The sequence below is a fragment of the Streptomyces sp. NPDC002125 genome (genome assembly GCF_053593715.1).
The window spans coordinates 98,231-124,092 of sequence record NZ_JBSFDD010000027.1 but is presented as its reverse complement, the minus strand read 5'-3'; the positions used below and the strand labels follow the sequence as shown (position 1 = coordinate 124,092).

The following is a 25,862-nucleotide window of genomic DNA, read 5'->3' as shown; positions in this document are numbered from 1 at the left end:
TGGTCGTACGGCCGCGGGTGCCCGGGGCTCCGCCGCCACGCTTGCTGAACTGGCTCTGCCTGCCGTCGTCCCCTCCTGGCACACTGCCGGGGGCCCCGCCGGCGACTGCGAGTCATATCTGGATGGTGATCATCTCTTCCGTACGACAACGAAGTCGGCGAGCTCGGTGAGCTGAGCGCGCACATGTTCCGGCATGTCGACGCCGTGCAGCGCCTCGATGGCCACCGCGTGCTGGCGTCGGGCTTCCTGGGCGGTCCACTCGCGGCCGCCCGCCTCCTCGATGAGTGCCGCTCGCGCGGCGAACTCCTCTTCGGAGAAGCTGTCGAAGTCGCTGCTCTTGGCGTCGGCGGCGAGCAGCTCGCCCAGCCGCTCCGACGCCGGTCCGCCCGCGGCAAGCGCGGCCACGACGGGCAGGGACTTCTTGCGCTGACGCAGATCGCTCCACGTCTGCTTGCCCGTGGACTCCGGGTCGCCCCAGATCCCGAGCAGGTCGTCGACGGCCTGGAAGGCGAGGCCGAGGTGGTAGCCGTAGGCCTCCAGGACGTCGGCCGTGCGGTCGTCGGCACCGCCGAGCACGGCGCCGATGGAGACGGCGCAGGCGAGGAGGGCGCCCGTCTTGTTGCCCTCCATCTCCAGGCACTCCTCGACGGTGACCCGCTCGCGGTGCTCGTAGGAGATGTCCTGGGCCTGACCGTCGATCAGCTTGCGGCTGGCCGTGGTCAGCCGCCGGGCCGCCCGGCCCGCCTCGGCGGTGCCGAGCTCCAGCAGGATCTCGTTGGCCAGCGCGAAGAGCGCGTCGCCGACGAGGATGGCCTGCGCGGGGCCGTGGACCTTCCATACGGTGTCGCGGTGACGGCGCTGCTCGTCGCCGTCCATCAGGTCGTCGTGCAGCAGCGAGAAGTTGTGCACGAGTTCGACAGCGACGGCGCCGGGGATGCCGGCCTCGGGCGGGGCGCCCGCCGCCTCCGCGGACAGCAGGGCCAGCGCGGGGCGTACCGCCTTGCCGCCGTCTCCGTCGGCGGGCCTGCCCTGGGCATCGATCCAGCCGAAGTGATAGGCCGCGACGGTGTCCATGGGCGGCGCCAGCCGGTCCACGGCAGCTCGCAGCACCGGCGCTGACAGGGCCCTTCCGCGCTCCAGAAGCGCGGTGACGTCCGTGGTGTCCGCCACGGTGTCGTAAGCCGGATTCGCCGGGGTCACAGACTCTCCTCTTGTTCCGGTGGTACTGCTCATGCCGCCTCCTGCAGCGGATGTTCGTGTGGCCGGCCGAGGGCCCGGAGTGCGGCGTCCGCTGCGGTGAAGCCGCTGCGGACCGCACCCTCCATCGTGGCGGGCCAGCCGGTGGCGGTCCATGCTCCCGCCAGGTGGAGCCCGGGGGCACGCGTGTGCGTACCCGGCCGCAGGCGCCCCACGCCGGGCGTCGGCGCGAACGTCGCGGCGCGTTCCCGGGTGACGAAGAAGTCGCGGACACCCGCCCCACGGGCGGCCGGGAGGAGCCGCTCCAGCTCGGGGAGGTAGCGCTCGCGCAGCTCGGCGACGGGCAGGTCGATCTCGTCGCCCGCCGCGGACTGGGACACCGCGAGGTACTGTCCGGCGCCCTGGAGCCCGGAGGACTCGGTGCGGTCGAAGACCCACTGGACGGGCGAGCCGAGCGCGGCGAAGAACGGCCTGCGCAGCACCTTGCGGTCGTAGACGACGTGGACGTTCAGGATCGGCGCGTCGGTGAGGTCGAGCAGCCGGCCGGGCTCGTCCAGGGCCCCGTCGGGCAGCAGCCGGTGGGTGTCGCCCTGCGGTACGGCGAGGACGACCGTGTCCGCCTCGAAACGCTCACCGTCGGTCGTGACGGCCCAGCGGTCGTCCTCGGTGCGGGTGAGGGAGGACGCCCGGGTGCGCAGACGGATGCTGACGCCCGCCGATTCGAGCGCCTTGCGGGCGAGGGTGTCGTGGAGGTCCCCGAGCGGCACGGCGGCCCAGCCGATGTCGGCCGCGCCGGGTTCGGAGAGGAGCCCGGTCTTGAAGACCTTCGCGGCCAGCGCCATGGAGGCGTGAGGTGCGGTGGCGTTGAGGGTGGCGACGCCGACAAGGTCCCAGAGCGCCTCGATGGCGCGCTGCGACTGGCCCTGGCGGCGGAGCCAGGTGGCGAAGTCGATGCCGTCGAGCGCGGGGTCCGCCGGGTCGAGCCGGCCGAGTGCCAGTGCCGCGCGGGCGACGCCGGCCTTCTCGGCAAGGGAGAGGTGCGGGTAGGCCGCGAGCCCTCCGGCGAGGTGCAGCGGTACGGGCAGCGCGGTGCGGCGCAGACGTCCGAGCCGGGGCCCGGCCTGACGGCCGACATCGAGCACGGGCACGTCGAGGCGGTCCTGGAGGGGGGCGAGGTGGGTCCCCTCGATCCGGTCCAGGAACCAGCGGTAGGCCGTGCAGCAGCGCAGATAGACGTGCTGGCCGTTGTCGACGGAGAGGTCGCCGCGCCGGAAGGAGAAGGCGAGGCCGCCGAGCCGGGGACGGCCTTCGAGCAGGGTCACGTCAACCCCCGCCTCGGCGAGGCGGAGCGCGGTGGTGACACCGGCGAGGCCTCCGCCGACGACGACCGCGCGGGACGGGCGGGTGCCGAGGCCGGTCATGACTGCCCCCTTCGTCGTGCCGTCGGGTCGGGCGGCGTCCGCCGCGTCGTCGCAGTGGGGGACGCGAGGAGCTCCGGGGAGGTTGCCCGCCGTGCGCTCCGGAGCCGGTCCGGCGCCGCCATCAGGCCCTCCCCCGGGTCGTCCGGCGCGAGATGTACCGCGCGTCGAGCCCCGAGAGGCCGCGCACCGCGACGTAGGCCTTCTCGTGGCCGGGCAGCGAGACCCTGCCGCGCAGGACGGCCTCGGGGTCGCGCTCGATGCGGTCGAGGAGCCGGCGGTAGATCCCGGCCATGGCCGCCACGCAGGCGCCGCTGCGGCGGTCCAGCATCGGCAGGAGCCGGTAGCCCTCGGCGAAGAGGGCCCTGGCGCGCCGGACCTCGAAGTGCACCAGCCCCGCGAAGTCGGAGCCGGGGGGCGGGGTGGCCCGCTGGAAGCCGGCGGAGCAGCCGAATTTGGCGAGGTCGTCGGCCGGGAGGTACGTACGCCCGTTGCCGGCGTCCTCGCGCACGTCACGCAGGATGTTGGTGAGCTGGAGGGCGAGGCCCAGGGTGTCGGCGTACTCGGCGGCGCGCTCGGAGCCGGGCGCGCCCGTCTCCGTACCGAAGACGCCCAGGCTGAGGCGCCCGATGGCACCCGCGACGCAGCGGCAGTACAGCTTCAGGTCGTCCCAGGTCTCGTAGGTCGCCCCGCGCACATCCATGAGCACGCCGTCGATGAGCTCGTCGAGGCCGCCGAGCGGCAGCGGGAAGCGGTGCGCGGCGTCGGCGAGCGCGACCGCGACCGGGTCGGTGTCGTCCTCGTCCACCGCCTTGTCCCGGATCCGTTCGAGCAGCTGCCGGGTCTCCTCAAGGCGGACGCGCTTGGTCTCCGCGTCCAGCTCTCCGTCGCCGATGTCGTCGACGCGGCGGGAGAATGCGTACAGCGCCGACATGGCCTGACGCTTCTCGTACGGCAGCAGCCGGATGCCGTACGCGAAGTTGCGGGCCTGCTGTCCGGTGACGGCCTCGCAGTAGCTGTACGCGGCCTGTACCGGTGCCGACATGTACGGCGTCTGTCCCTCCACGGTCCGGCTCACCCCTCTCTGTGCGCTCGTCGCAGGACGGCTCCCACTTCGCGCAGCAGTCTCGGCGCGGTGGGCTTGGGCGGTCCGGGCAGTACGTCGAATCCGGCCGCCGAGATCGCGGAGAGGGCGGCCCGCCCTCCGCCGACGAATCCGGCGAGCAGCAGCTTGAGCCGGCCGTGGACGCTGTCCACGAGGGGGATGCCCTCGTCCAGCAGGTCCTGGGCGCGTCCCGCCTCGAAGGCGACGAGTGCGCGCACCGAGGCGTTCCCGGACGGTGCGGCCAGGTCGGCCTCGGTGACGTGGAAGCGCTCCATGTCCTCGGCGGGCAGGTAGATCCGGTCGCGACCGAGGTCCTCGGCGACGTCCTGGAGGTGCTCGGCGATCTGCAGCGCGGTGCAGACGGCGTCGGAGCGGCGGATCCGTTCGGGGCTGGCGGTGCCGGTGATCTGCAGCACGAGTCGGCCGACGGGGTTGGCGGAGAGCTCGCAGTAGGCCAGCAGCTCGCCGTAGGTGCCGTAGCGGCGGACCTTCTGGTCCTGCCGGTTGGCCTCGACGAGGCCGAGGAAGGGCTCGGGGGTGAGCGCGCAGCGCCGCACGGTGGGACGCAGGGCGCGCATCAGGGGGTGGCGCGGCTCCTGAGCGCTGCGCGTGAAGACGCGGTGCAGATCGGCTTCGAGGGCGTCGAGCGCGGCGACTCGGTCCTCGCCCTGGCCGGGTTCGAGGCCCAGGTGGCGGGCGTCGGCACCGCCGGGGGCCAGGTCGCCGTCGCCGATGTCGTCGACGAGGCGGGCGAAGCCGTAGACGGCCATCAGGTCGTCGCGCCAGGCGCGGGGCAGGAAGAACGGCGCCACGGGGAAGTTCTCGTGCGCGGCCTTGTCCAGCGTGCCGGCCGCGGCGGCGTCGGCGCGCGTCTGCTGGGTACGGGTCACTGCGTACCGCCCGACGCGGGGACGGCGAAACCACGTCGGAGCTGGAGATTATCCATCATTGCCGTCATATCTCCCGTTCTACACTGCCGACCCAAAACATCCCTTTTCGGACACGCCGCTCGTCCTCCCGAGTGCGACATGCACACAACGGGCGATGTGCCGGGGGGCGTATCACCCCACATTGGCGCGAATCAGCACCGCTACAGCTTACGTTGTACAGCTCACAGGACCTCGTCAGGGGTACAGCGCGCCCCGGTACAACACCTGGGCTCCCGTCAACCTTCCCCGGAACGCGGTCCATTGACGTCATCCGCCGGGAGGAGATCGCCGTACACCCCCGGCGCCGCACAGCGCGGTGGCCCCCGCCGCGACGCTCGGGCGGGGGCCACCGCGGGCGGCAGCTACTTGCCGGTCTCCCGCTCGTAGGCCTTGAGCACCTCTTCGGTGGGGCCGTCCATCAGGAGCTCGCCCTTCTCCAGCCACAGCACCCGGTCGCAGGTGTCCCGGATCGTCTTGTTGTTGTGGCTGACCAGGAAGACGGTGCCCGCCTCCTTGCGCAGCTCGCGGATCCGCTCCTCGGAGCGCACCCGGAACTTCCGGTCACCGGTGGCCAGCGCCTCGTCGATCATGAGGACGTCGTGGTTCTTGGCCGCCGCGATCGAGAAGCGGAGCCTCGCCGCCATGCCGGAGGAGTACGTCCGCATGGGCAGCGTGATGAAGTCGCCCTTCTCGTTGATCCCGGAGAAGTCGACGATGTCCTGGTAGCGCGCGCGGATCTCCTCGCGGCTCATGCCCATGGCGAGACCGCCGAGCACGACGTTGCGCTCACCGGTCAGATCGCTCATCAGCGCGGCGTTCACGCCGAGCAGCGAGGGCTGGCCGTCCGTGTACACCTTGCCGTGCTCGGTCGGCAGCAGCCCCGCGATGGCCCGGAGCAGGGTGGACTTGCCGGAGCCGTTGGTGCCGATGAGGCCGATGGCCTGGCCCCGGTACGCGGTGAAGGAGACACCCCGCACCGCGTGCACCTTGCGCACACCGCGGGGCTCGCCCTTGCCGCGGCGCACGATCCGGCTCAGGGCCGCGGTGGCGCTGCCCTTGCCGCCGCCCGAGCCGTTGACCCGGTACACGATGTGCACATCGTCCGCGATCACGGTGGGGATGTGTCCCTGGGACGATTCCTCAGCCACGGCCGTACCGTTCCTCTGCCTTCCAGAAGTACACGAAGCCCACGACGCCCACCACGAGCGACCAGGCGAGCCCGACGGCCCAGACGTGGTCCGGCAGGTTCTCGGAGCCGTATCCGTCGATCAGCGCGAACCGGACGAGGTCCATGTAGATGGCCGCCGGGTTGTACTGCAGCACGTCGGCGATCCACTGCGGCTTGTCGGCCAGCATCACGGGGATGGAGAACATGACGCCCGATGCGTACATCCACGTACGCATCACGAACGGCATCAGCTGGGCGAGGTCGGGGGTCTTGCTGCCCAGCCGGGCCATGACCAGCGCCAGGCCGGTGTTGAAGAAGAACTGCATCGCCAGCGCCGGGACGACCAGCAGCCAGGAGAGCGTCGGATAGCTCCCGAAGCCCACCGCCACGGCCAGCAGCACGATCATCGAGTACAGCAGCTGCTGGAGCTGCTGGAGCGAGAACGAGATGGGCAGCGACGCCCGGGGGAAGTGCAGGGCCCGCACCAGGCCGATGTTGCCCGCGATGGAGCGCACCCCCGCCATGACCGAGCTCTGGGTGAAGGTGAAGACGAAGACCCCGGTCACCAGGAACGGGATGAAGACCTCCTGGCTCATCCCCTTCCGGGTGCCCAGGATCAGCCCGAAGATCAGGAAGTAGACCAGGGCGTTCAGCAGCGGCGTCGCCACCTGCCACAGCTGGCCGAGCTTCGCCTGGCTGTACTGCGCGGTCAGCTTCGCCCGCGAGAACGCCAGGATGAAGTGCCGACGGCCCCAGAGCTGCCGCAGGTACGCGAACAGCCCGGGCCGGGCCCCGCTCACCGTCAGGCCGTACTTGTCGGCCAGCTGGGAAGCGCTCAGGCCCTCGTCGGCGGACGGCGGGTTGCTCAGCGCAATCCCGCCGTCGTGGGTCGTGTCACTCACAGTTAAGAACTCTCGTCTTCACAATGCGCAGCCGGGCGCGGCCGATGCGGACAGGTTCCCCGTACGGAATGAATACGGCTCATGGTCTCAGAGGGAGAGCCTCTCAGATCACCGGCGGCCGGCCCAGTCTGGTCAGCCGCCATACCGTACGCCACCTCATGGGGCGCCGGGGACCGCAGGGCGTCGTCCACCCTTCCCGGAAACCTCCGAACCATGCCTTGAGCGCGGGCAGGGAGGGCCTGCGCACCAGGGTGAGCAGCAGCCACACCCCGACGTACACGGGGACCAGCGGGGCGGGCAGGTTCCGGCGGGCGAGCCAGACGCGGTTGCGGGCCACCATGCGGTGGTAGACCGCGTGCCGCGAAGGGGCCGTGGTGGGGTGGTTGAGCACCATGTCCGCGCGGTAGTCGATCATCCAGCCGGCGTCCAGGGCCCGCCAGGCGAGGTCGGTCTCCTCGTGGGCGTAGAAGAACTCGCCCGGGAGCGGACCGGCCTCGGCGATCACCTGGCTGCGCACGGCGTTCGCGCCGCCGAGGAACGTCGTGACACGGGACGAGCGCATCGGGTCGGACGCGCGCAGCCGCGGCACGTGCCGCCGCTGGGTGACCCCGGTCTCGGGGTCGGCGATGCGGAAGGTGATGATGCCGAGCTTCGGGTCCGCCTCGAACGCCTGCCGGCAGAGCTCGGCGGTGTCGGTGTTCGGCAGATGCCCGTCGTCGTCGAGGAAGAGCAGCGCGTCCACGTCGGCGCCCGAGGGGCCGAAGGCCTCGATGCCGACGTTGCGGCCGCCCGGGATGCCCAGGTTCTCGGGGAGTTCCACGGTCCGTACGCCCGGGGGGACGTCGGGGACCGGGGCGCCGTTGCCGACGACGACCACCTCGATCCGGTCGCCCTCCTGCTTGGCGACCGAGTCGAGCAGGGCACGCAGTTCCTCCGGGCGGTTGCCCATGGTGATGATGACCGCGCCGAGTTTCATGGGAGAGCTCACTTCAGCCTGCTGGACGCCAGGATCGACACCAGGTGCAGGACGGTCTGGAGAAGGGCGATGCCGGCCATGACCGCGACGGCGAGACGGCTGAAGAAGAGGTCGTCCCTGACCGTGTCGAGTACGGCCACCACCAGGATGACGAAGGACGCCTCGATGCCGAGGATCAGCCGGTGGAACTTGAGCGCGCCGGCCGCACGGCGGGCCAGCGCCATGCCGGAGGAGCGGGGCTCGGAGGCGGCCTCCTTGACGGGCGGCAGCCCGCCCTGGTGGCGGGCGACCCCGACGAGGTCGGTCTCGGACTTGATCAGGATGGCGCCGAGCGCGGCGAGCGTGCCCAGGAAGGCCCACAGCCAGTCGATGCGTCCCGTGCCCCAGAGATCGGCGGCACGCAGCCCGAAGCCGACCAGGACAGCCGCGTCGCAGAGGTAGGCGGCCACCCGGTCCAGGTAGACGCCGCCCAGCGAGTACTGCTTCTTCCACCGGGCGACCTCGCCGTCGACGCAGTCGAACAGCAGGTAGAGCTGGACCGCGAGCACGCCGAGCAGGGCCCCGGGGATGCCGGGGACCAGCAGGGCCGGTGCCGCGAGCACGCCGGCGACGGTCATCACGTAGGTCAGCTGGTTGGGCGTGATCCTCGTGGTCACCAGGCGCCGGGTGATGCGCAGCGAGATCTCGCGCATGTAGAGCCGACCCGCCCAGTGCTCGCCGCTGCGCCGGTCCTTCACACCCGGCGGGTGCACGACCGGACGGAGTTCAGCTATGGATGGCTTTTGCATAGTCGGCGTACGCGTCCCTGATCTGGTCGGTGGACAGGTTGAGGTGTTCCAGGATCGTGAAGCGTCCCGGACGCGTCTGCGGGGCGTACTCGACGGCCCGCACGAACTCTTCGGGGGTGAAGCCGATCTCCTCGGGCAGCACGGGCAGCCCGTGGCGCCGCAGGACGGACGCCATGTGGAGCGCGTCCTCGCGTGCGCCGCGCAGGTGCATCGCGAAGCAGGCGCCGAGGCCGACCTGCTCGCCGTGGCTCGCGGCGCGCTTCGGGTACAGCAGGTCGAAGGCGTGGTTGATCTCGTGGCAGCCGCCCGACGCGGGCCGCGAGTCACCGGCGATCGACATCGAGATACCGGTCAGGACGAGGCCTTCGGCGAGCACCTTGAGGAAGGCGTCGTCACCGACCCCGCCGGGGTGCCGGAGCACCGCTTCGCCGGCCTGCCGGGCCATGGCCGCCGCGAGGCCGTCGATGTCCTCGCCGCGCACCTTGTGGGCGAGCTCCCAGTCGGCGACGCACGAGATGTTGGAGACCGCGTCGCCGATGCCCGAGCGCACGTAGCGTGCGGGCGCCTCACGGATCACGTCGAGGTCGATGACCACGCCGATCGGGGTGGGGACGCCGTAGGAGCCCCGCCCGTTGTCGTTGTCCAGCGTCGCGACCGGGGAGCAGAGCCCGTCGTGGGACAGGTTCGTCGCGACGGCGACCATGGGCATGCCCACGCGCGCCGCGGCGTACTTCGCCACGTCGATGATCTTGCCGCCGCCGAGGCCGACCACGGCGTCGTAGCGGTTGCCCTTGATGCCGTCGGCGAGGCGCACGGCGGCGTCGATCGTGCCGTCGGTCACCGGATACCAGTCGGCGCCCGGCAGCACCGGGGCGAGCCTCTCGCGCAGGGCGCGCCCGGAGCCCTCGCTGATCGCGATGGCGAGCTTGCCCGACGTGGAGATCCGCTGGTCGGCGAGGAGGCCGGCCAGGCCGTCCATGGCGCCGCACCGGATGTCGACGACGACCGGCGACGGAATGAGCCGCGTCAGTACCGGCACGCGATCTCCCTGCCCCTGGCGAGGTCGTCGTGGTTGTCGATCTCCACCCACGTCACCTCGCCGATGGGCGCCACGTCGACCGTGAAGCCGCGGTTCACCAGCTCCTGGTAGCCGTCCTCGTAGTAGAGGTCGGGGTCACGCTCGAAGGTGGTCCTCAGCGCGTCGGCGAGCTCCTCGGCGGCTTCGGGCTCGATGAGTGTGACGCCGATGTACTCGCCGGTCGCGGTGGCCGGGTCCATGAGCTTGGTGATCCGGCGGACGCCCTTGCCGTCCTCGGTGATGACCTTCATCTCCTCGTCGGCGAGGCTCTTCACCGTGTCGAGGGCGAGGATGATCTTCTGGCCCTTGCCGCGCGCGTCCAGGAGGGTCTTCTCGACGGAGACCGGGTGCACGGTGTCGCCGTTGGCGAGGATGACGCCCTTCTTCAGGACCTCACGGGCGCACCAGAGGGAGTAGGCGTTGTTCCACTCCTCGGCCTTGTCGTTGTCGATCAGCGTCAGCGTCACGCCGTACGTGGCCTCGAACTCGGCCTTGCGGGCGTAGACGGCCTCCTTGCGGTAGCCGACGACGACCGCGACCTCGGTGAGCCCGACCTCGGCGAAGTTGGCCAGCGTCAGGTCCAGGACCGTCTTCTCGCCGTCCACGGGCACCAGGGCCTTGGGCAGCGTGTCCGTGTAGGGACGCAGACGGCGTCCGGCACCGGCAGCCAGTACGAGGCCGATCATGCGAGTTCTCCTTCGTCGTGTACTGCGGGCGCCGAGGAGGACACCCAGAAGCGGATGGACTCCACGAGCACCACCAGAGCCACGGCCGCCGCGAGGGCGGTGAGTGCCGTGGTAAATCCTGAACCGCTGGTCAGCAGAGCGGCGAGGACGGTCACGGCCAGGGTCCGGCCCTCGTGCCCGCCGATGGTGCGCACCAGCCACCTGGGCGGCGCTCCGGTGCCTCCCCGGATGCGGTACACCGTGTCGTAGTGATGGTAGGCGACCGCGGAGACCAGGCCGAATGCCGCGGGAACGGCGTGCGGGACGTCGCTGCGGGCCGCCAGCACGAGGACCGTGCAGTATTCGGCGGCCCGGAAGACCGGGGGTACGAGCCAGTCGAGCGCACCCTTGAGCGGCCGCGACACGGCGAGGCCGGAGATGACCGCGTAGAGCACCGCCGCGCCCACGGTCAGCCAGCTGCCGTACGGGGCGAACAGCGCCGCGGCGACCAGCACGGCCGCACCGGCGAACGCCAGGAACGGGGCTGTGAAGCCACCGCCAGGGCGCCGCAGCACGGCGGCGACGCCCTCGGCCAGCGGTCCGGAGTCGGCGAGGTCGGCGAGTGCGCCCGCGGCGCGGTCGGTGCGCTGGGCCTTGCGCGTCAGCGAGCGCAGCAGCCGGCCCGCCGTGGTGTAGCAGGCGGCCAGGGCGCAGCCGACGAGCAGGGCGTAGAAGACGACGCGGGGCGTGGTCACGGCGGTCAGCACGGCGATCATGGCCCATCGTTCGCCGATGGGCAGCACTATCATCCGGCGCAGCCAGACCGTCCAGCCGACGCTGTCGAGCTTGTCCGAGAGCGCGGCCGTGGGGCTCGTGTTGGACACCGCGTCGTGGTTGGCCTCGTTGAACGAGAAGTCGACGACATGGCGGCAGGCCTGGAGCACCATCGCGCCGAGCGCCAGCACCCATACGTCGTCACCGCCACGGGCGGCGCCGAGCGCGAGGCCCGCGTAGTAGGCGTACTCCTTGGCGCGGTCGAAGGTGGCGTCCAGCCAGGCGCCCATCGTCGAGTACTGGAGCGAGTAGCGGGCGAGCTGCCCGTCGGTGCAGTCCAGGACGAAGGAGAGGAGCAGGAGCACTCCGGCCGCGATGTAGCCGCCGCGTGTGCCGGTCGCCGCGCTGCCCGCCGCGATGAGCGCGGTGATCAGCGAGGCGGTGGTGACCTGGTTGGGGGTGAGGCCCCGGCGGGCGCACCAGCGGGCGATGTAGCGGGAGTACGGGCTGATGAAGAACGTGGTGAAGAAGCCGTCGTGGGCCTTCACCGCGCTGCGCAGCCGTACGGCCTCGTCGTCGACGGCGTCGACGGCTGCCCTGGCGGCGACCCGCTCCTCGGGTCCTGTGGGCACCGCTGCCGTGAGCGAACCGAGCTCGGGCCGCTGGACATGGGTGCCCTCCGCGTCCAGCGCCACGGCCAGCCGGCCGGGGACCGTGCGGTCCTCGGTGGCGGGCTCGGCGCCGGGAGGCCCGACGGGGCTCCCCGCGCCGACGGCCACGACGGCACGGCGCAGGGCCCGGAGCAGCGCGGGGCGCGCCTCGGGCTGCGCGGTGAGCGCGCCGGGGATCGCGGCCGCCGCGAAGCGGGGGTCGGTGAGTCCGAGCCTGAGGGCGTGGACATGGCCGACGAAACGTGGGTCCACGAGCGCGACGCGCCCGCTCGCGGGGACCGCGGCGAGCAGCTCCGCGGCCTCGGAGGCGTCGGCTGCGGCGGTCACGTCGAAGCCGAGTGACCTCAGATCGTCCTCGAGCGACGATCCGGGTACCGGCGCACCGGAGAGGATGGCGGTCGACAGACGAACTCACTCCTTGGCGCTGACGGGAACGGCGCGCGACAGTGCGGCCCGGGGGTGGGCCGGCGGCACGTCGGCTGAGGCTATCGGATGAACGGAAGACCGAGTTCACCGCCCGTTTGTGCTCCGTTCGGGTGAACCGGCCATCATGCGGCGCCGTTCGCGATCATCATCGTCGATCAACGCCTCGCCTCACAAACCGCGTCCGCCCAGCGCATAAGCTGACGCGTATGACGTGGTTGATCACAGGCGGGGCCGGTTACATCGGGGCACATGTGGCGAAGGCCATGACCTCGGCCGGGGAAAGGGTCGTCGTGCTCGACGACATCTCTACGGGCATCGAGGAGCGGCTGCCCGAGGGCATCACGCTGGTGCGCGGTTCGGCGTCCGACCGCGCGGTGCTCGACCGGGTGCTGGACGAGCACTCCATCTCGGGTGTGGTGCACCTCGCGGCGAAGAAGCAGGTCGGCGAGTCGGTCGAGAAGCCGCTGCTCTACTACCGGGAGAACGTGTCCGGGCTCGCGGTGCTGCTGGAGGCCGTGGTCGCGGCCGGGGTCCGGCGGTTCCTCTTCTCCTCGTCGGCCGCGGTGTACGGCGTCCCGGACGTGGAGCTCATCACCGAGGACACGCCGTGCGCGCCGATCAACCCGTACGGCGAGACCAAGCTCGCCGGTGAGTGGCTGGTGCGCGCCGCGGGCAGGGCGCACGGCATCTCGACGGCCTGTCTGCGGTACTTCAACGTGGCGGGGGCGGCGGAGCCCGAGCTGGCCGACACGGGTGTCTTCAACGTCGTACCCATGTTCTTCGACCGGCTGACGCGGGGGGAGGCTCCCCGGATCTTCGGTGACGACTACCCGACGCCGGACGGCACCTGCATCCGCGACTACATCCATGTGGCCGATCTGGCGGACGCGCATCTCGCGGTCGCCCGGCAGCTCGACAAGGACGCGGACGGCGGCGATCTCACCGTGAACATCGGCCGGGGCGAGGGCGTCTCGGTGCGGCGGCTGGCCGAGCTGGTGGCCGAGGTCACCGGCAGGCCCTTCGAGCCCGTGGTCGAGCCGCGCAGGCCCGGGGACGCGGCCAGGGCGGTCGCCTCGGCCTCCCGGATGACCGAGGAGCTGGGCTGGACGGCACGGCGCGGAATGCGCGAGATGGTGGAGTCGGCCTGGGAGGGCTGGTGCCTGCGCCACCCGGATGTCCGCGCCGCGCCGTGACGGGGCCGCTGCCTCCGACTCTCTGACCTGCGGACGTTTCCGCAGGTCAGAGACTATGACAACGGTGTTCAGTACCGTGTTGCCCCTCACCCCGGCCCCGTAGTTCACTGGCGGCGTCGGGCGAGGTGCGTCCGAGCTGTCCGAGGCTTACGACGCGTTATCCGGAGGCGTTCTCATGGGGGCTGGCCACGATCACGGTCATACGCACGGAGGGCCGCCCCCGACGGGGACGGCGGCCGCCGCGTACCGGGGCCGGCTCCGGGTCGCCCTGGGCATCACGCTCGGGGTCATGGTCATGGAGATCGTCGGCGGGCTGCTCGCCGACTCACTCGCCCTGATCGCGGACGCCGCGCACATGGCGACCGACGCGCTGGGCCTGGGTATGGCCCTGCTGGCGATCCATTTCGCCAACCGGCCGGCGGGCCCCAACCGCACCTTCGGTTTCGCCCGCGCCGAGATCCTCGCCGCGCTCGCCAACTGTCTGCTGCTCCTGGGCGTCGGCGGCTATCTGGTCTTCGAGGCCGTCGACCGCTTCATCACCCCGGCCGAGACCAGGGGCGGCCTGGCCATCGCGTTCGCCGCCGTCGGCCTGGTCGCCAACGTGGTCTCGCTCTCCCTGCTGATGCGCGGGCAGCGGGACAGCCTCAATGTGCGGGGTGCCTATCTGGAGGTCGTCGCGGACACGCTGGGCTCGGTGACGGTGCTGGTGTCCGCGGGCATCATCATGGCCACCGGCTGGCAGGCCGCCGACCCCATCGCCTCGCTGCTGATCGGCCTCATGATCGTGCCCCGCACGGTCAAGCTGCTGCGGGAGACGCTCGACGTACTCCTGGAGTCGGCCCCCAAGGGCGTCGACATGGACGAGGTGCGTGCCCACATCACGGCGCTGCCCGGTGTGCTGGACGTCCACGACCTGCATGCCTGGACGATCACGTCGGGCATGCCGGTGCTCTCCGCCCATGTGGTCGTGCACCAGGAGATGCTGGACTCGATCGGGCACGAGAAGCTCCTGCACGACCTCCAGGGCTGCCTGGGTCACCACTTCGACGTGGAGCACTGCACCTTCCAGCTGGAGCCCAGCGGGCACGCCGAGCACGAGGCGCGGCTCTGTCACTGAGCGGCCACGGCGGGCCCCGAGCCCGGTGCCGCATGGCTCCGTGGTTCCCGGCGGGGTGAACGGCACCGGGGATTCCGCGCGGTTCCCGGCGGGCATGATCCACTCCTCGGAGGCCTCGGAGTCCGACGCGGGGTCCGCGCCGCCCCTCTCCGGGGCGCGGCGGGGCGGACATGCCCGCACCCGAAGTACGGACAGGCGGCTTTTGTACGGCAGACTTGACCGCACTCGAGGGGTCCGGCGCACGAGGCCGGGAACCAAAGCGAAGGATGGGTATGCCGAGCACACCAGCAACCGCGGCGCACAGCTCGTCGAACGGAACAGCAGACGCGATCATGCTCGAACTGGTCGACGAGAACGGCACCACCATCGGCACCGCGGAGAAGCTCGCGGCTCACCAGGCCCCCGGTCAGCTGCACCGGGCGTTCTCCGTCTTCCTCTTCGACGAGCAGGGACGGCTGCTGCTCCAGCGCCGGGCGCTCGGCAAGTACCACTCCCCCGGCGTGTGGTCGAACACCTGCTGCGGCCACCCGTATCCGGGTGAGGCCCCCTTCGCCGCCGCGGCCCGGCGCACGTACGAGGAGCTGGGCATCTCGCCCTCGCTGCTCGCCGCCGCCGGCACGGTCCGCTACAACCACCCCGACCCGGTGTCCGGCCTGGTGGAGCAGGAGTTCAACCACCTGTTCGTCGGGCTGGCCCAGGAGCAGCTGCGGCCGGACGCGGAGGAGGTCGGCGAGACGGCCTTCGTGAGCGCCGCCGAGCTGGCGGAACGGCACGCCGCCGCACCGTTCTCGGCCTGGTTCATGACCGTCCTGGACGCGGCGCGGCCGGCGATCAGGGAGCTGACGGGTCCGTCCGCGGGCTGGTGAGACCCGGCATCTCGCAGGGGGCGGTCAGAGCTGAGTCTTCAGGGGCAGCGCCGCCCAGATGATCTTGCCGCCGCCCGCCGTGTGCTCCACGTCGCAGACCCCGCCCGCCTCGGCGGTGATCTCGCGTACGAGCAGCAGCCCCCGGCCCCCGGTCTGTCCGTAGTCGGTGACCAGGGCCGTGGGGCGGTAGGGGTGGTTGTCCTCGACGGACACTCTGATCCACTCCGCCCCGATGGCCACCTCGACCGCCAGCTCGGGCGAGAGCAGTGCCGCGTGCCGGACCGCGTTGGTGACCAGCTCGGACACGATCAGCAGCAGCCCCTGGAGGATGTCGTCCTCGACGGGCACCGCCTGCCGGTCGATCAGGTCCCGTACCGCGTGCCGGGCCTGGGGCACCGAGGCGTCGACGGCGGGGGCCGTGAAGCGCCACACTCCCTCGTACGGCACCGGTCGGGCCGGAACACTCCCGCGGCTCTCCATAGACCGGCACCCGCTCTCGACTCGCACGTCACTGACCATCGGGTAATGAGTGTCGGGAACGGCATGGTCCGGACTGCAACGCTGATCGCAAGTGGCTTCTTATGGAAGCAATTTGACCGTATGGGTATGTCCGCGTCAGGAGAACGGACTACTTCTCACCTTCTTCAGGCGTCATCTGGTCCGTCACCATGCTGACGACGTGCCGGCCACCGACGCCGATCGCGATCAGCCCGAGTCCGTCGAACAGCAGGGCCAGCGAGAAGAAGCAGCCGAGCACGTAGAGGCTGCTGTGCGGCCAGTCGAAGAGGACCAGCAGGCCCAGCAGCAGTCCGAAGGCTCCCTGGAGCAGGGTCCAGCCGAACTGCGGGCCGCGTACGACGACACTGCCGACCAGCCGGAACACTCCCCCGGTGAGGAAGAGCAGCGCGGCGAACATCGTGAGCGCCTCGGCCGTGCCGTGCGGGTGCCGGATGACGACGACGCCCGCCGCGAGGTTCAGCGCGGCGACCACCACGCCCAGCCAGAAGTACGGGGTCCCGCGGGCCTGGACCGCGTGGAGGAGTCCGACGAGTCCGCCGACGAGCAGCAGCCAGCCGAAGAGGATCATCGAGGTGAGGGTGGCGACGCCGGTGTAGACGAGGCCGACGAGGCCCGCGACGACGAGCAGGGCGCCGAGCAGGACGAGGCCGCCGAAACTCCTGCGGAGCTTCCTGCTGTCGGTCATGGGTCCGGCCATCGACGGCTCCTCACGGTGCGTGCTCGCTCGGCGACCCCGTCTTGATCATAGGTTCGAGCCGTACGGATAGCATCCGGCGCATGGACCTCACGGAACGGGCGGCACGGACGGAACCCCGGCTGGAGCACACCGTCGTGGACGGGGTCGCCACCGTCGTCATCAGCAACCCCGCCAAGCGCAACGCCATGACCGCGGACATGTGGCAGGCACTGCCCGTGCTGCTGGACGGGCTGGCGGCCGACCCCGGTGTGCGCGCCCTGGTGCTCACCGGGGCGGGTGACACGTTCTGCGCGGGCGCGGACATCTCCTCCCTCCGGGACCCCGGCGGGAGGCCGCAGGCGCTCGCGGTACGGGCCGAGGAGGCCCTGGCGGCCTTCCCGCGGCCGACGCTGGCCGCCGTGCGCGGCTACTGCGTGGGCGGCGGCAGCCAGCTCGCGGCCGCCTGTGATCTGCGGTTCGCCGAGGAGGGCGCGTCCTTCGGCGTCACCCCGGCCAAGCTCGGGATCGTCTACCCGTCCTCCTCGACCCGCCGGCTCGTCTCGCTGGTCGGCCCGGCCTCGGCGAAGTACCTGCTGTTCTCGGGCGAGCTGATCGGCACCGAGCGCGCGCTGCGCACGGGGCTGGTGGACGAGGTGCTGCCTTCGGGCGGGCTGGAGGAGCGGGTGCTCGCCTTCGCGAGGGTGCTGGCGTCGCGCTCGCAGCTGACGCAGGCCGCCGCCAAGGAGTTCGCCGACGGCCGTGAGGACCGGGACGCGTACTGGTCGCGGCAGGCGCAGGGCAGCGGGGAGACCGCGGAGGGGGTCGCCGCCTTCCTGGAGCGCCGTGCGCCCCGGTTCACCTGGACCACGGGCTCCTCCGGCGGCGCGCCTACGTCAGGATGAACCGGCTCCGGGCCCGCCACTTCTCGACCATGTCCGCCGGGGCCTTCTGCGGGGAGCCGGTGTCGTAGGGCGGCTGGGGGTCGTACTCGGTCAGCAGCTGGACGGTCATGGCGTGTTCGTCGCCCGCGATCCTGCCGAGCAGGGTGAGCCCCATGTCGATGCCGGAGGAGACTCCTGCGGCGGTGACGTACTTGCCGTCGGTGACCACGCGCTCTCCGCTCGGCTCGGCGCCGTAGGCCCCCAGGACGTCGAGGGCGAGCCAGTGCGAGGTGGCCCGGCGGCCGGTGAGCAGCCCTGCGGCGGCGAGCAGCAGCGAGCCGGTGCACACGGAGGTCGTCCAGGTACTCGTGGCGTCGGCCGTACGGAGCCAGTTGAGCAGGGTCTCGTTCTCCATCTGGTCGCTCTGGCCGGGTCCGCCCGGCACGATGACCAGGTCCGGGGCGGGTACGTCGGCGAGCGTCCGGTCGGCGACGAGCGAGAGGCTTCCCCTGTCGTTGCGCACGGGCCCCGTGCGCTCGGCGACGAACACGGTCTCGGCCCCGGGTGTGCGGCCGAGCATCTCGTACGGGCCGACGGCGTCGAGCGCGGTGAAGCGGTCGAAGAGCACGATGGCGATCTGCACGGGTGTTCCTTTCACGTGGGGTGACCGGCCACCCTGCGGGCGGTCATACGGACTGGGTGCGGAAGCGGCGCCGGTATTCGGCGGGCGCCGTCCCCAGGGCTCGGACGAAGGCGCGGCGCATCGCCTCCGGAGTGCCGTAGCCGCTGGCGCGGGCGACACCGGTGACGCCGTCGGTGGTGTCCTCCAGCAGCCTGCGCGCCTGTTCGAGGCGTACGCGCTCGACGTACCTGCCCGGGGTCAGGCCGGTCTCGGTCTGGAAGGCGCGGGCGAAGTGGCGGGGCGAGAGACTGGCCCGGGCTGCCAGGGCCTCCACCGAGAGGTCCGCGTCCGGGTGTTCGGCGATCCAGTGCTGGACCTCGCGGAGCGGCTCGCGGACGGCGGTCTGGGCGGTGAGCTGGGCGCTGAACTGCGCCTGGTTACCCGGGCGTCGCAGGAAGACGACGAGATGGCGGGCGATGCCGAGCGCGACCTCCCGCCCGTGCTCCTCCTCGACCAGGGCGAGCGCGAGGTCGATGCCCGCGGTGACACCCGCGGAGGTGGCCAGCCGTCCGTCCCGTACGAAGATCGGGTCGGGGTCCACCTCCACGGCCGGATGGTCACGGGCGAGCCGCGCGCAGACGGACCAGTGGGTGGTCACCCGGTGGCCGTCGAGCAGGCCCGCCTCGGCCAGGAGCAGGGCGCCGGTGCAGACCGAGACAAGCTGACGGGCCGAGGGGGCGTGGGCGCGCAGCCAGTCCACCAGCCCGGGGTCCGGGGCGCGGGTTCCCGTACCGCCCGGCACGAGGAGCAGATCGGGCGCGGGGGCGTCGGCGAGGGCGCCGTCGGGGACGAGGGTGAGGCCGCTGGAGCAGCGGACCGGCGTGCCGTCCAGCGAGGCGGTGCGCAGCTCGTAGGAGACCCCGGGGTGGCGGGAGGCGCCGGCGAAGACCTCCATCGGCCCGCTGACATCGAGACTCTGGACGCCCTCGAAGAGGACGACGAGCACGGATCGCTGCTTCATGCCCGCCATCCTGGGCGGCGGGTCTCATGGCCGCAATGACGAATACCCCACCTTTCCTGCCATGGGCGTCGCACGGGCCGGGCGCCCTCCACCCCGGGGCTACCCGACGTACCAACCAGTCGGTAACGTGCGGGCATGAGCACTCTTCCGCCGCGCGCCGGGCGCCGCTGCCACAACGCACTCAACCCGCTGCACTCCTGTGTCTACTTCTCGCCGGACCTCGGCAAGGAGTTCGGTCTGCTGGGCGTCACGGACGAGAGCCGCGTCTACTTCGCCGCCCGCGGCGCGGCCCTGGGGGCCGCCGGCGCGGGCACGGTGACCGCGACCTTCTACAACTTCAACCACGAGCTGGTGGCCCGCCACCTGCCCTCCGTCTGGTCGGAGCTGTCGCCGCAGGCCGCGCTCGACGCCCGGCTGCGGGCGGCCGACTCGACGCTGCGCCGGGTGCTCGGCGAGGAGACCATCGGCTCCCCGGAGATGGCGGAGGCCGCCGCGCTGGCGCTGCGGGCCGCGGAGGCGTGCACCCGGCACGCACGTCCGCTGTACGCCGCGCACGCCGATCTGGAGGTGCCGGACGAACCGCACCTGGCGTACTGGCACGCGGCGACGCTGCTGCGTGAGCACCGGGGCGACGGGCACCTGGCCGCGCTGCTCGCGGCCGGTCTCGACCCGCTGGAGGCCCTGGTCAGCCACACCGCGACCGGCAAAGGCATGGCGCCGCGCTGGATCCTGGCCACGCGCGGCTGGCGCCGCACGGACTGGGACGCCGCGGTGGCACGGCTGCGGGACCGCGGGGTACTGGACGCGGAGGGCGAGCTGACCGAAGCGGGCACGGCGCTCCGGGCCGGGCTGGAGGAGGCGACGGACCGGATGGACGCCGCGCCCTACGAGCACCTGGGCGCCGACGATGTCGCCCGGCTCACCGAGCTGGGGCGCGGCTTCCTGTTCGCGGCGGCGTCCGCCGGGGCGTTCCCGGCCGACCTGGTCGGCAAGGGCTGAGCCCTGGGCCGTCGGTACGGAGCGGCACGCGCGCGGCATGATCCGGATGCGAGGCTCCGGGGATGTTTGCGACGCTCCGGAGCGGCTACGCGGTCTGTACACCCTACGAAGGAGGCACACCGTGTTCCGTGCGATCGCACACGCTCTCAGCACCGTCGGCTCCGCCGTTGCCACCGTGGTGACGCTGCCCTTCCGGCTCCTGGCGAGCCTCTTCGGCGGCGCGTCGCGCGGCGGCCGTACCCGGCGCGCGTGACGTCGTCGTCCGGCAGGACGCCGGGGCCGTGATCGAGCAGGTCACGCGACACGGCCCCCGGCCACCCGGCACAATGCAGGCGAAGGGGCCCACCCGGGTGTGGACCACCCCAGTGGCACAGCCAGCACAGCCAGTACGAGAAGGCGAGTCGGGAAAACCGTGACGACGTCCATCGAAGGCAGGATCGCCGAGGAGCTCGGCGTACGTGAGCGTCAGGTGAAGGCGGCCGTCGACTTGCTCGACGGCGGCTCGACCGTGCCGTTCATCGCGCGCTACCGCAAGGAAGCGACCGAGATGCTCGACGACGCGCAGCTGCGCACGCTCGAGGAGCGGCTGCGGTATCTGCGGGAGCTGGAGGACCGCCGCACGGCGGTCCTCGACTCCGTACGCGAACAGGGCAAGCTCGACGCCACCCTTGAGGCGCAGATCCGGGCGGCCGACACCAAGGCACGGCTGGAGGACATCTACCTGCCGTTCAAGCCGAAACGCCGGACGAAGGCGCAGATCGCGCGGGAGGCGGGTCTGGAACCGCTGGCCGGCGGGCTGCTGGACGACCCGTCCGTGGACCCGCTCGTCGCCGCCGCGCCGTTCGTCGACGCCGGCAAGGGGGTCGCGGACGCCGCCGCCGCGCTGGAGGGCGCCCGGGCGATCCTGACGGAGCGCTTCTCCGAGGACGCCGACCTGACGGGCGAGCTCCGCGAGCGCATGTGGTCGCGCGGCAGGGTCCTCGCGAAGGTGCGCGAGGGCAAGGAGGAGGCGGGCTCGAAGTTCGCGGACTACTTCGACTTTGCCGAGCCGTTCACCGCGCTGCCCTCGCACCGGGTCCTCGCGATGCTGCGCGGCGAGAAGGAGGACGTCCTCGACCTCGTGCTCGAACCCGAGGAGCCTTCGGAGCAGCCCGGCCCCTCCTCGTACGAGAACATGATCGCCCGCCGGTTCGGGGTCGCGGACCGCGGCAGGCCCGGCGACAAGTGGCTCGGTGACACGGTGCGCTGGGCCTGGCGGACCCGGATCCTGGTGCACCTCGGGATCGACCTGCGGCTGCGGCTGCGCACGGCGGCGGAGGACGAGGCCGTACGCGTCTTCGCCTCGAACCTGCGCGACCTGCTGCTCGCCGCGCCCGCCGGGACCCGGGCGACGCTGGGCCTCGACCCCGGTTTCCGTACGGGCGTCAAGGTGGCGGTGGTGGACGCGACCGGCAAGGTCGTCGCCACGGACGTCATCCACCCGCATGTGCCCGCGAACAAGTGGGACCAGTCGCTGGCCACGCTGGAGCGGCTCGCCAAGGAGCACCACGTCGATCTGATCGCGATCGGCAACGGCACCGCATCCCGCGAGACCGACAAGCTCGCTGGTGAACTCTGCGACAAGCACCCCGAGTTGAAGCTCACCAAGGTGATGGTGTCGGAGGCGGGCGCTTCCGTGTACTCGGCGTCGGCCTTCGCCTCGCAGGAACTCCCGGACATGGATGTGTCGTTGCGCGGTGCGGTCTCGATCGCGCGCCGGCTCCAGGACCCGCTGGCCGAGCTGGTGAAGATCGATCCGAAGTCGATCGGGGTCGGCCAGTATCAGCACGACCTGTCCGAGGTGAAGCTGTCCCGCTCCCTGGACGCGGTGGTCGAGGACTGTGTGAACGGCGTCGGCGTGGACGTCAACACCGCGTCGGCACCGCTGCTTTCACGGGTCTCGGGCATCGGCTCGGGGCTGGCGGAGAACATCGTGGCGCACCGTGACACGCACGGCCCGTTCCGCTCCCGCAGGGCGCTCAAGGACGTGGCGCGACTGGGGCCGAAGGCCTACGAGCAGTGTGCGGGCTTCCTCCGGATCAGGGGCGGCGACGACCCGCTGGACGCGTCGAGCGTGCACCCGGAGGCCTACCCCGTGGTGCGGACCATGGTGAAGCGGACGGGAGGGGACGTCGCCTCGCTCATCGGCAACACGGACACCCTCCGCTCGCTGCGGCCGGACGACTTCGTCGACGAGAAGTTCGGGCTGCCTACCGTCACGGACATCCTGAAGGAGCTGGAGAAGCCGGGCCGCGACCCGCGCCCGGCCTTCAGGACGGCCACCTTCAAGGAGGGCGTCGAGAAGCTCGGCGACCTGGCGGCCGGGATGGTGCTGGAGGGAGTCGTCACCAATGTGGCGGCGTTCGGCGCCTTCGTCGACATCGGCGTCCACCAGGACGGGCTCGTCCATGTGTCGGCGATGTCCAGGACATTCGTGAAGGACCCCAGGGACGTCGTGAAGCCGGGCGACATCGTGAAGGTCAAGGTCATGGAGGTCGACCTCCCGCGCAAGCGTGTCTCGCTGACGCTGCGGCTCGACGACGAGGCGACGGCGGGACAGGGACAGGGCGGCGGCCAGGGCCCGAAGCGCGAGCGCGGCGGCGGCCGGGGCGACCGCCCGCCGCGCCAGCGACAGGGTCAGGGCGGCCAGAGCGGCCAGGGTCAGGCGCAGGACGGCCGGGGCGGGCGGAACCAGGGCCAGGGCGGCGGCCAGGGCGGACGTGACCGGCGTGGTGGCGGAGGAGGCGGCTCCCCGCGCCAGGGCGCCGCACCGGCGAACAGCGCCATGGCCGACGCGCTGCGGCGCGCCGGGCTGACCGGCCCCGACGGGGGCGGCCGCAAGCGCTGACCCGTGGGGTGGGCGGGGCTCCGAGCCCTGTCCGCCCCGCCGCGCGCCCCCGGGCCCGGTCCACCCCGCCGCGCGCCCTCCGGGCCCTGTCCGCCCCGCCGCGCACCCCCGGACCCGGTCCACCCCCGCCGCACTCGTCCGCGCCCTCTCAGCCCTCCCCTCCGGCAGGGCGGGGGCGCGGAAGGTGCGCGTGGGGGTTTCCACCTGCTGGATATCGGGTCAGGACCATTACCCGGCGCGGGTATCGGCCCCAAGCATTGACATGCCCAGGACGCACCGCCACGCTGATGCCAGCCGGCTGCAACCGGTTGCATTCCGCCGACGGAGAGGACGTCGATGGCGCCCGCGCACCGGAGGCCCGCCCCGCGGTTCCGGGCTCGTGCGGCTCCCTGACGCCCCCCGCCCCGGGCAACCGGTTGCAGAACTCCGCAGCGGCCGGCACGGAGGCGGACAGGAGGACGCGAGCGTGGCCATGACCATCCGCGATGTGGCAGAGGCCGCCGGGGTCCATGTCTCCACCGCCTCGCGCGCCCTTTCCGCGTCCCCTCTGGTGAAGAGGGAGACCAGGGAGCGGGTCGTCGCCGCGGCCGCGCGGCTGGGCTACCGGCCCAACGAGTCCGCGCGTGCGCTGACCACGGGCCGCACCAGGAATCTCGGGCTGATCGTGTCCGACATCGCCAACCCGTTCTTCCCCCCGCTCATCAAGTCGGCCCAGGCGTACGCCCGGGTCCGCGGTTACCAGGTCTTCGTGGCCGACACCGACGAGGACGCCCGGGCCGAGGAGGAACTGATCCGGACCCTGGCCCGTCAGGTGGACGGCGTGGTCCTGGTCAGCCCCCGGCTGCCCAACGAGGTGATCGCACGGCTGGGCGGGGAGTTGCCCTTCGTACTGGTCAACCGCCAGGTGGCGGGGCTGTCCGCCGTGCTGATGGACGTGGCCCACGGCGCGGGCCTGGCCGTGGAGCACCTCGCCGGCCTCGGCCATGAGCATCTGGCCCTGGTCTGCGGTCCACGCGGTTCGTGGACCAGTGCGCAGATGCGCCGGGCCGCGGGGAAGGCGGCCGCCGACGCGGGCCTCCGGCTCGACGTGCTGGGCCCCAACGCGCCGACGGAGCAGGGCGGCATCGAGGCGACTGCCGCCGTGATCGGCACCGGCGCCACCGGTGTGATCGGCTACAACGACCTGGTCGCCATCGGCCTCGTCGAGGGGCTGGACGCACGCGGGGTGCGGGTGCCCGGTGACATCAGCGTGATCGGCGTGGACGACACCGTGGCCGGGCGGCTGAACCGGCCGAGGCTCACGACGGTCGCCATGCCCACCGCGCCGGCCGGGCGGACGGCGGTCGATCTGCTGATCCAGACCCTGGAGTCCACGGACCCCGAACCGGCCACCGCACAGACCACACTGGCGACCTCACTGGTCGTCAGGGACTCCACGGCAGCACCCGAACGACAGCGCGACTGATCCTTCGTCCCAACTTATTGACCGCTCAATCCGCGTGACGTACCGTCACGGCTGTTCGCATACACGAACTCTGTTCAGCATACGGAATCTTGTTCCGAGGCTGGGAACGACCTTCACCACCGCGCCAACCCATGACAGGTGCCTGCGGAGGACGCCGCAGGCGGTGAAAGGAATAGCCAGTGCGCACTGAGAATCAGCACGTCAGGAGACGAGGCGGCCGTGCGGCCGCCACCCTTGTCGCCGTGGTTTCACTGCTCGCGGCGGGCCTCACCGCCCTCTTCGCGACCGGCTCGGCCTCGGCAGCCCCCGCCGCGGGCTCGTACAGCCTGGCGAACGTCGCGAGCGGCCTGTGTCTGGGCGTACCGGGCTCCAGCACCGCCGCGGGCACGCAGCTCGCCCAGGCCGCGTGCAACGGCTCCGCCGGCCAGACCTGGAAGCTCACGGCGTCGGGCAGCGGCTACAAGCTGACCGCCGCCAGCAGCTCGCTGTGCGCCGGTGTGCGGGATGCCTCCACCAGCGCCGGCAAGGCCGTGGAGCAGCAGACCTGCGGCAGCGCCACCACCCAGGTGTGGACGCTGACCTCGGTCAGCGGCAACACCTACCGCGTCGTCAACAGCAACGGCGGCAAGTGCCTGAACGTGAAGGACAGTTCGACGGCGTCGGGCGCCGTGATCCAGCAGAACTCCTGCGACTCGGTGACCAGCAAGAGCTGGACCTTCACCGCGTCGGGCACCGTCCCCACGGACCCGCCCACCGAGCCGACGGACCCGCCCACCGAGCCGACCGACCCGCCCACGGACCGGCCGTCGTGGCCGAGCGCCAACGGCAGCCAGGCGGTCTCGTCGACCATCGAGGTCTCGGGCACGTACGACGGTGGCATGAAGCGCCTGTACGGCAGCGGTGACCTGGGCAGCGGTGGCCAGGACGAGGACCAGCCGCCCATGATCAAGCTGGCGGACGGCGCCACCCTGCAGAACGTCATCCTCGGCGCCCCGGCGGCCGACGGCGTGCACTGCGCGGGCACCTGCACCATCAAGAACGTCTGGTGGGAGGACGTGGGCGAGGACGCCGCGACCTTCCGCGGCGGCTCCTCCTCGACCGTCCGCACGATCGACGGCGGCGGCGCGAAGCTGGCCGAGGACAAGGTCTTCCAGCACAACGGTGTCGGCACCCTGGTCGTGAAGAACTTCCAGGTCGACGACTTCGGCAAGCTGGTCCGTTCCTGCGGCAACTGCTCCACGCAGAACGCCCGCCACATCCAGCTGCAGAACATCTGGGCCACCGCGCCCGGCACCAGCCTGGTCGGTATCAACACCAACTACGGCGACACGGCGCGGATCTCGGACGTCACGATCTACGAGGACGGCGACCGGGACATGAAGATCTGCACCAAGTACAAGGGCACGACGAGCGGCGAGCCGAGCGAGATCGGTTCGGGTGCCGACGGCACCAACTGCATCTACTCCTCGTCGGAGATCAGTTACGTCGACTGAGGCACCCGCAGCCCCGCACGCGAAGC

The 25,862-nt window shown here is 71.7% G+C and carries 24 protein-coding genes and 1 pseudogene; 10 read left to right on the top strand and 15 right to left on the bottom strand.

Annotated elements, in window-relative coordinates; translation table 11 throughout:
- Positions 1-129: 129 nt before the first annotated feature.
- The 11 genes from ACWCQM_RS33110 to ACWCQM_RS33060 form a co-directional block, all read right to left on the bottom strand.
- The gene (locus tag ACWCQM_RS33110; protein WP_073749041.1) at positions 130-1,233 is read right to left on the bottom strand and encodes a polyprenyl synthetase family protein; all 1,104 of its coding nucleotides are present in this window, start codon (positions 1,231-1,233) and stop codon (positions 130-132) included.
- Entirely contained in the window at positions 1,230-2,618 is a 1,389-nt protein-coding gene (gene hpnE, locus ACWCQM_RS33105) for a hydroxysqualene dehydroxylase HpnE (RefSeq protein WP_450918759.1), read from the bottom strand. Before hpnE ends, ACWCQM_RS33110 begins: the two co-directional genes overlap by 4 nt.
- Before the next feature lie 121 nt (positions 2,619-2,739).
- Positions 2,740-3,660 (bottom strand): presqualene diphosphate synthase HpnD, encoded by a 921-nt coding sequence (hpnD, locus tag ACWCQM_RS33100; RefSeq protein WP_450918758.1) that lies wholly within the window; start codon positions 3,658-3,660, stop codon positions 2,740-2,742.
- A gap of 29 nt (positions 3,661-3,689) precedes the next feature.
- Positions 3,690-4,610 carry a squalene synthase HpnC gene (gene hpnC, locus ACWCQM_RS33095; protein WP_450918757.1) on the bottom strand — a complete coding sequence of 307 codons (921 nt, stop codon included), beginning with the start codon at positions 4,608-4,610 and terminating at the stop codon, positions 3,690-3,692.
- 401 nt (positions 4,611-5,011) lie between these two features.
- Positions 5,012-5,797: an ABC transporter ATP-binding protein gene (locus tag ACWCQM_RS33090; RefSeq protein ID WP_073749039.1), complete on the bottom strand. Its 786-nt coding sequence runs from the start codon at positions 5,795-5,797 to the stop codon at positions 5,012-5,014.
- Positions 5,790-6,719, bottom strand: a complete 930-nt coding sequence (locus ACWCQM_RS33085; protein ID WP_450918756.1) for an ABC transporter permease — start codon at positions 6,717-6,719, stop codon at positions 5,790-5,792. Before ACWCQM_RS33085 ends, ACWCQM_RS33090 begins: the two co-directional genes overlap by 8 nt.
- A gap of 103 nt (positions 6,720-6,822) precedes the next feature.
- Entirely contained in the window at positions 6,823-7,695 is an 873-nt protein-coding gene (locus ACWCQM_RS33080) for a glycosyltransferase family 2 protein (RefSeq protein ID WP_198959721.1), read from the bottom strand.
- Between the two features lie 8 nt (positions 7,696-7,703).
- Positions 7,704-8,483: a CDP-alcohol phosphatidyltransferase family protein gene (locus ACWCQM_RS33075; RefSeq protein WP_450918755.1), complete on the bottom strand. Its 780-nt coding sequence runs from the start codon at positions 8,481-8,483 to the stop codon at positions 7,704-7,706.
- Positions 8,461-9,522 (bottom strand): iron-containing alcohol dehydrogenase family protein, encoded by a 1,062-nt coding sequence (locus tag ACWCQM_RS33070; RefSeq protein ID WP_450918754.1) that lies wholly within the window; start codon positions 9,520-9,522, stop codon positions 8,461-8,463. The genes ACWCQM_RS33075 and ACWCQM_RS33070 overlap by 23 nt, the downstream gene beginning before the upstream one ends.
- A complete protein-coding gene (locus ACWCQM_RS33065) occupies positions 9,510-10,247 on the bottom strand; it encodes a phosphocholine cytidylyltransferase family protein (RefSeq protein WP_267078511.1) in 738 nt (245 codons plus the stop codon). The genes ACWCQM_RS33070 and ACWCQM_RS33065 overlap by 13 nt, the downstream gene beginning before the upstream one ends.
- The gene (locus ACWCQM_RS33060) at positions 10,244-11,998 is read right to left on the bottom strand and encodes a DUF5941 domain-containing protein (RefSeq protein WP_450918753.1); all 1,755 of its coding nucleotides are present in this window, start codon (positions 11,996-11,998) and stop codon (positions 10,244-10,246) included. The genes ACWCQM_RS33065 and ACWCQM_RS33060 overlap by 4 nt, the downstream gene beginning before the upstream one ends.
- A 305-nt stretch (positions 11,999-12,303) precedes the next feature.
- Here ACWCQM_RS33060 and galE point away from each other — a divergent pair, with 305 nt between their 5' ends.
- From galE to idi, 3 genes are all read left to right on the top strand, one after another.
- Positions 12,304-13,290, top strand: a complete 987-nt coding sequence (galE, locus tag ACWCQM_RS33055) for a UDP-glucose 4-epimerase GalE (protein WP_450918752.1) — start codon at positions 12,304-12,306, stop codon at positions 13,288-13,290.
- 175 nt (positions 13,291-13,465) lie between these two features.
- The gene (locus tag ACWCQM_RS33050) at positions 13,466-14,407 is read left to right on the top strand and encodes a cation diffusion facilitator family transporter (RefSeq protein WP_450918751.1); all 942 of its coding nucleotides are present in this window, start codon (positions 13,466-13,468) and stop codon (positions 14,405-14,407) included.
- 272 nt (positions 14,408-14,679) lie between these two features.
- A complete protein-coding gene (idi, locus tag ACWCQM_RS33045; protein ID WP_073749030.1) occupies positions 14,680-15,273 on the top strand; it encodes an isopentenyl-diphosphate Delta-isomerase in 594 nt (197 codons plus the stop codon).
- 24 nt (positions 15,274-15,297) lie between these two features.
- Here the strand turns inward: idi and ACWCQM_RS33040 are convergent, their stop codons facing one another.
- Both ACWCQM_RS33040 and ACWCQM_RS33035 read right to left on the bottom strand, forming a co-directional pair.
- On the bottom strand, positions 15,298-15,753 hold the full coding sequence (locus ACWCQM_RS33040) for an ATP-binding protein (RefSeq protein ID WP_450918750.1): 456 nt from the start codon (positions 15,751-15,753) through the stop codon (positions 15,298-15,300).
- Positions 15,754-15,901: 148 nt separating this feature from the next.
- Positions 15,902-16,489: an HdeD family acid-resistance protein gene (locus ACWCQM_RS33035; protein WP_267078505.1), complete on the bottom strand. Its 588-nt coding sequence runs from the start codon at positions 16,487-16,489 to the stop codon at positions 15,902-15,904.
- Between the two features lie 80 nt (positions 16,490-16,569).
- Here ACWCQM_RS33035 and ACWCQM_RS33030 point away from each other — a divergent pair, with 80 nt between their 5' ends.
- Positions 16,570-17,370 (top strand): enoyl-CoA hydratase/isomerase family protein, encoded by an 801-nt coding sequence (locus tag ACWCQM_RS33030; protein ID WP_450918749.1) that lies wholly within the window; start codon positions 16,570-16,572, stop codon positions 17,368-17,370.
- Here the strand turns inward: ACWCQM_RS33030 and ACWCQM_RS33025 are convergent.
- Both ACWCQM_RS33025 and ACWCQM_RS33020 read right to left on the bottom strand, forming a co-directional pair.
- On the bottom strand, positions 17,357-17,992 hold the full coding sequence (locus ACWCQM_RS33025) for a DJ-1/PfpI family protein (protein ID WP_450918748.1): 636 nt from the start codon (positions 17,990-17,992) through the stop codon (positions 17,357-17,359). The two genes, ACWCQM_RS33030 and ACWCQM_RS33025, sit on opposite strands and share 14 nt — an antisense overlap.
- A 43-nt stretch (positions 17,993-18,035) precedes the next feature.
- Entirely contained in the window at positions 18,036-18,992 is a 957-nt protein-coding gene (locus ACWCQM_RS33020) for a GlxA family transcriptional regulator (RefSeq protein ID WP_450918747.1), read from the bottom strand.
- A 135-nt stretch (positions 18,993-19,127) separates the two neighbouring features.
- On the opposite strand from ACWCQM_RS33020, the gene ACWCQM_RS33015 reads away from it, so the two are divergent.
- The 6 genes and pseudogenes from ACWCQM_RS33015 to ACWCQM_RS32990 all read left to right on the top strand — a co-directional run bounded on the left by ACWCQM_RS33015 (position 19,128) and on the right by ACWCQM_RS32990 (position 25,836).
- Positions 19,128-19,991, top strand: coding sequence for an SCO6745 family protein (locus ACWCQM_RS33015; RefSeq protein ID WP_450918746.1), 864 nt, complete (start codon positions 19,128-19,130; stop codon positions 19,989-19,991).
- Between the two features lie 121 nt (positions 19,992-20,112).
- Positions 20,113-20,244: an LPFR motif small protein gene (locus ACWCQM_RS33010; RefSeq protein WP_267078500.1), complete on the top strand. Its 132-nt coding sequence runs from the start codon at positions 20,113-20,115 to the stop codon at positions 20,242-20,244.
- A 159-nt stretch (positions 20,245-20,403) separates the two neighbouring features.
- On the top strand, positions 20,404-22,878 hold the full coding sequence (locus ACWCQM_RS33005) for a Tex family protein (protein WP_450918745.1): 2,475 nt from the start codon (positions 20,404-20,406) through the stop codon (positions 22,876-22,878).
- A gap of 472 nt (positions 22,879-23,350) precedes the next feature.
- Positions 23,351-24,343, top strand: a complete 993-nt coding sequence (locus tag ACWCQM_RS33000) for a LacI family DNA-binding transcriptional regulator (protein WP_450918764.1) — start codon at positions 23,351-23,353, stop codon at positions 24,341-24,343.
- A gap of 179 nt (positions 24,344-24,522) precedes the next feature.
- Positions 24,523-25,065 (top strand): annotated as a pseudogene (locus ACWCQM_RS32995) (RICIN domain-containing protein); the annotation flags it as partial.
- Entirely contained in the window at positions 25,039-25,836 is a 798-nt protein-coding gene (locus ACWCQM_RS32990; protein WP_450918763.1) for a pectate lyase, read from the top strand. The pseudogene ACWCQM_RS32995 and the gene ACWCQM_RS32990, both read left to right, overlap by 27 nt.
- Positions 25,837-25,862: the final 26 nt, after the last annotated feature.

What these genes read in the sequence shown, in the direction of transcription:
- ACWCQM_RS33110 (WP_073749041.1), bottom strand. Translation starts at nt 1,233, where the DNA reads ATGAGCAGTACCACCGGAACAAGAGGAGAGTCTGTGACCCCGGCGAAT.
- hpnE (WP_450918759.1), bottom strand. Translation starts at nt 2,618, where the DNA reads ATGACCGGCCTCGGCACCCGCCCGTCCCGCGCGGTCGTCGTCGGCGGA.
- hpnD (WP_450918758.1), bottom strand. Translation starts at nt 3,660, where the DNA reads ATGTCGGCACCGGTACAGGCCGCGTACAGCTACTGCGAGGCCGTCACC.
- ACWCQM_RS33080 (WP_198959721.1), bottom strand. Translation starts at nt 7,695, where the DNA reads ATGAAACTCGGCGCGGTCATCATCACCATGGGCAACCGCCCGGAGGAA.
- ACWCQM_RS33075 (WP_450918755.1), bottom strand. Translation starts at nt 8,483, where the DNA reads ATGCAAAAGCCATCCATAGCTGAACTCCGTCCGGTCGTGCACCCGCCG.
- ACWCQM_RS33065 (WP_267078511.1), bottom strand. Translation starts at nt 10,247, where the DNA reads ATGATCGGCCTCGTACTGGCTGCCGGTGCCGGACGCCGTCTGCGTCCC.
- galE (WP_450918752.1), top strand. Translation starts at nt 12,304, where the DNA reads ATGACGTGGTTGATCACAGGCGGGGCCGGTTACATCGGGGCACATGTG.
- ACWCQM_RS33050 (WP_450918751.1), top strand. Translation starts at nt 13,466, where the DNA reads ATGGGGGCTGGCCACGATCACGGTCATACGCACGGAGGGCCGCCCCCG.
- idi (WP_073749030.1), top strand. Translation starts at nt 14,680, where the DNA reads ATGCCGAGCACACCAGCAACCGCGGCGCACAGCTCGTCGAACGGAACA.
- ACWCQM_RS33040 (WP_450918750.1), bottom strand. Translation starts at nt 15,753, where the DNA reads ATGGAGAGCCGCGGGAGTGTTCCGGCCCGACCGGTGCCGTACGAGGGA.
- ACWCQM_RS33035 (WP_267078505.1), bottom strand. Translation starts at nt 16,489, where the DNA reads ATGGCCGGACCCATGACCGACAGCAGGAAGCTCCGCAGGAGTTTCGGC.
- ACWCQM_RS33030 (WP_450918749.1), top strand. Translation starts at nt 16,570, where the DNA reads ATGGACCTCACGGAACGGGCGGCACGGACGGAACCCCGGCTGGAGCAC.
- ACWCQM_RS33020 (WP_450918747.1), bottom strand. Translation starts at nt 18,992, where the DNA reads ATGAAGCAGCGATCCGTGCTCGTCGTCCTCTTCGAGGGCGTCCAGAGT.
- ACWCQM_RS33015 (WP_450918746.1), top strand. Translation starts at nt 19,128, where the DNA reads ATGAGCACTCTTCCGCCGCGCGCCGGGCGCCGCTGCCACAACGCACTC.
- ACWCQM_RS33000 (WP_450918764.1), top strand. Translation starts at nt 23,351, where the DNA reads ATGACCATCCGCGATGTGGCAGAGGCCGCCGGGGTCCATGTCTCCACC.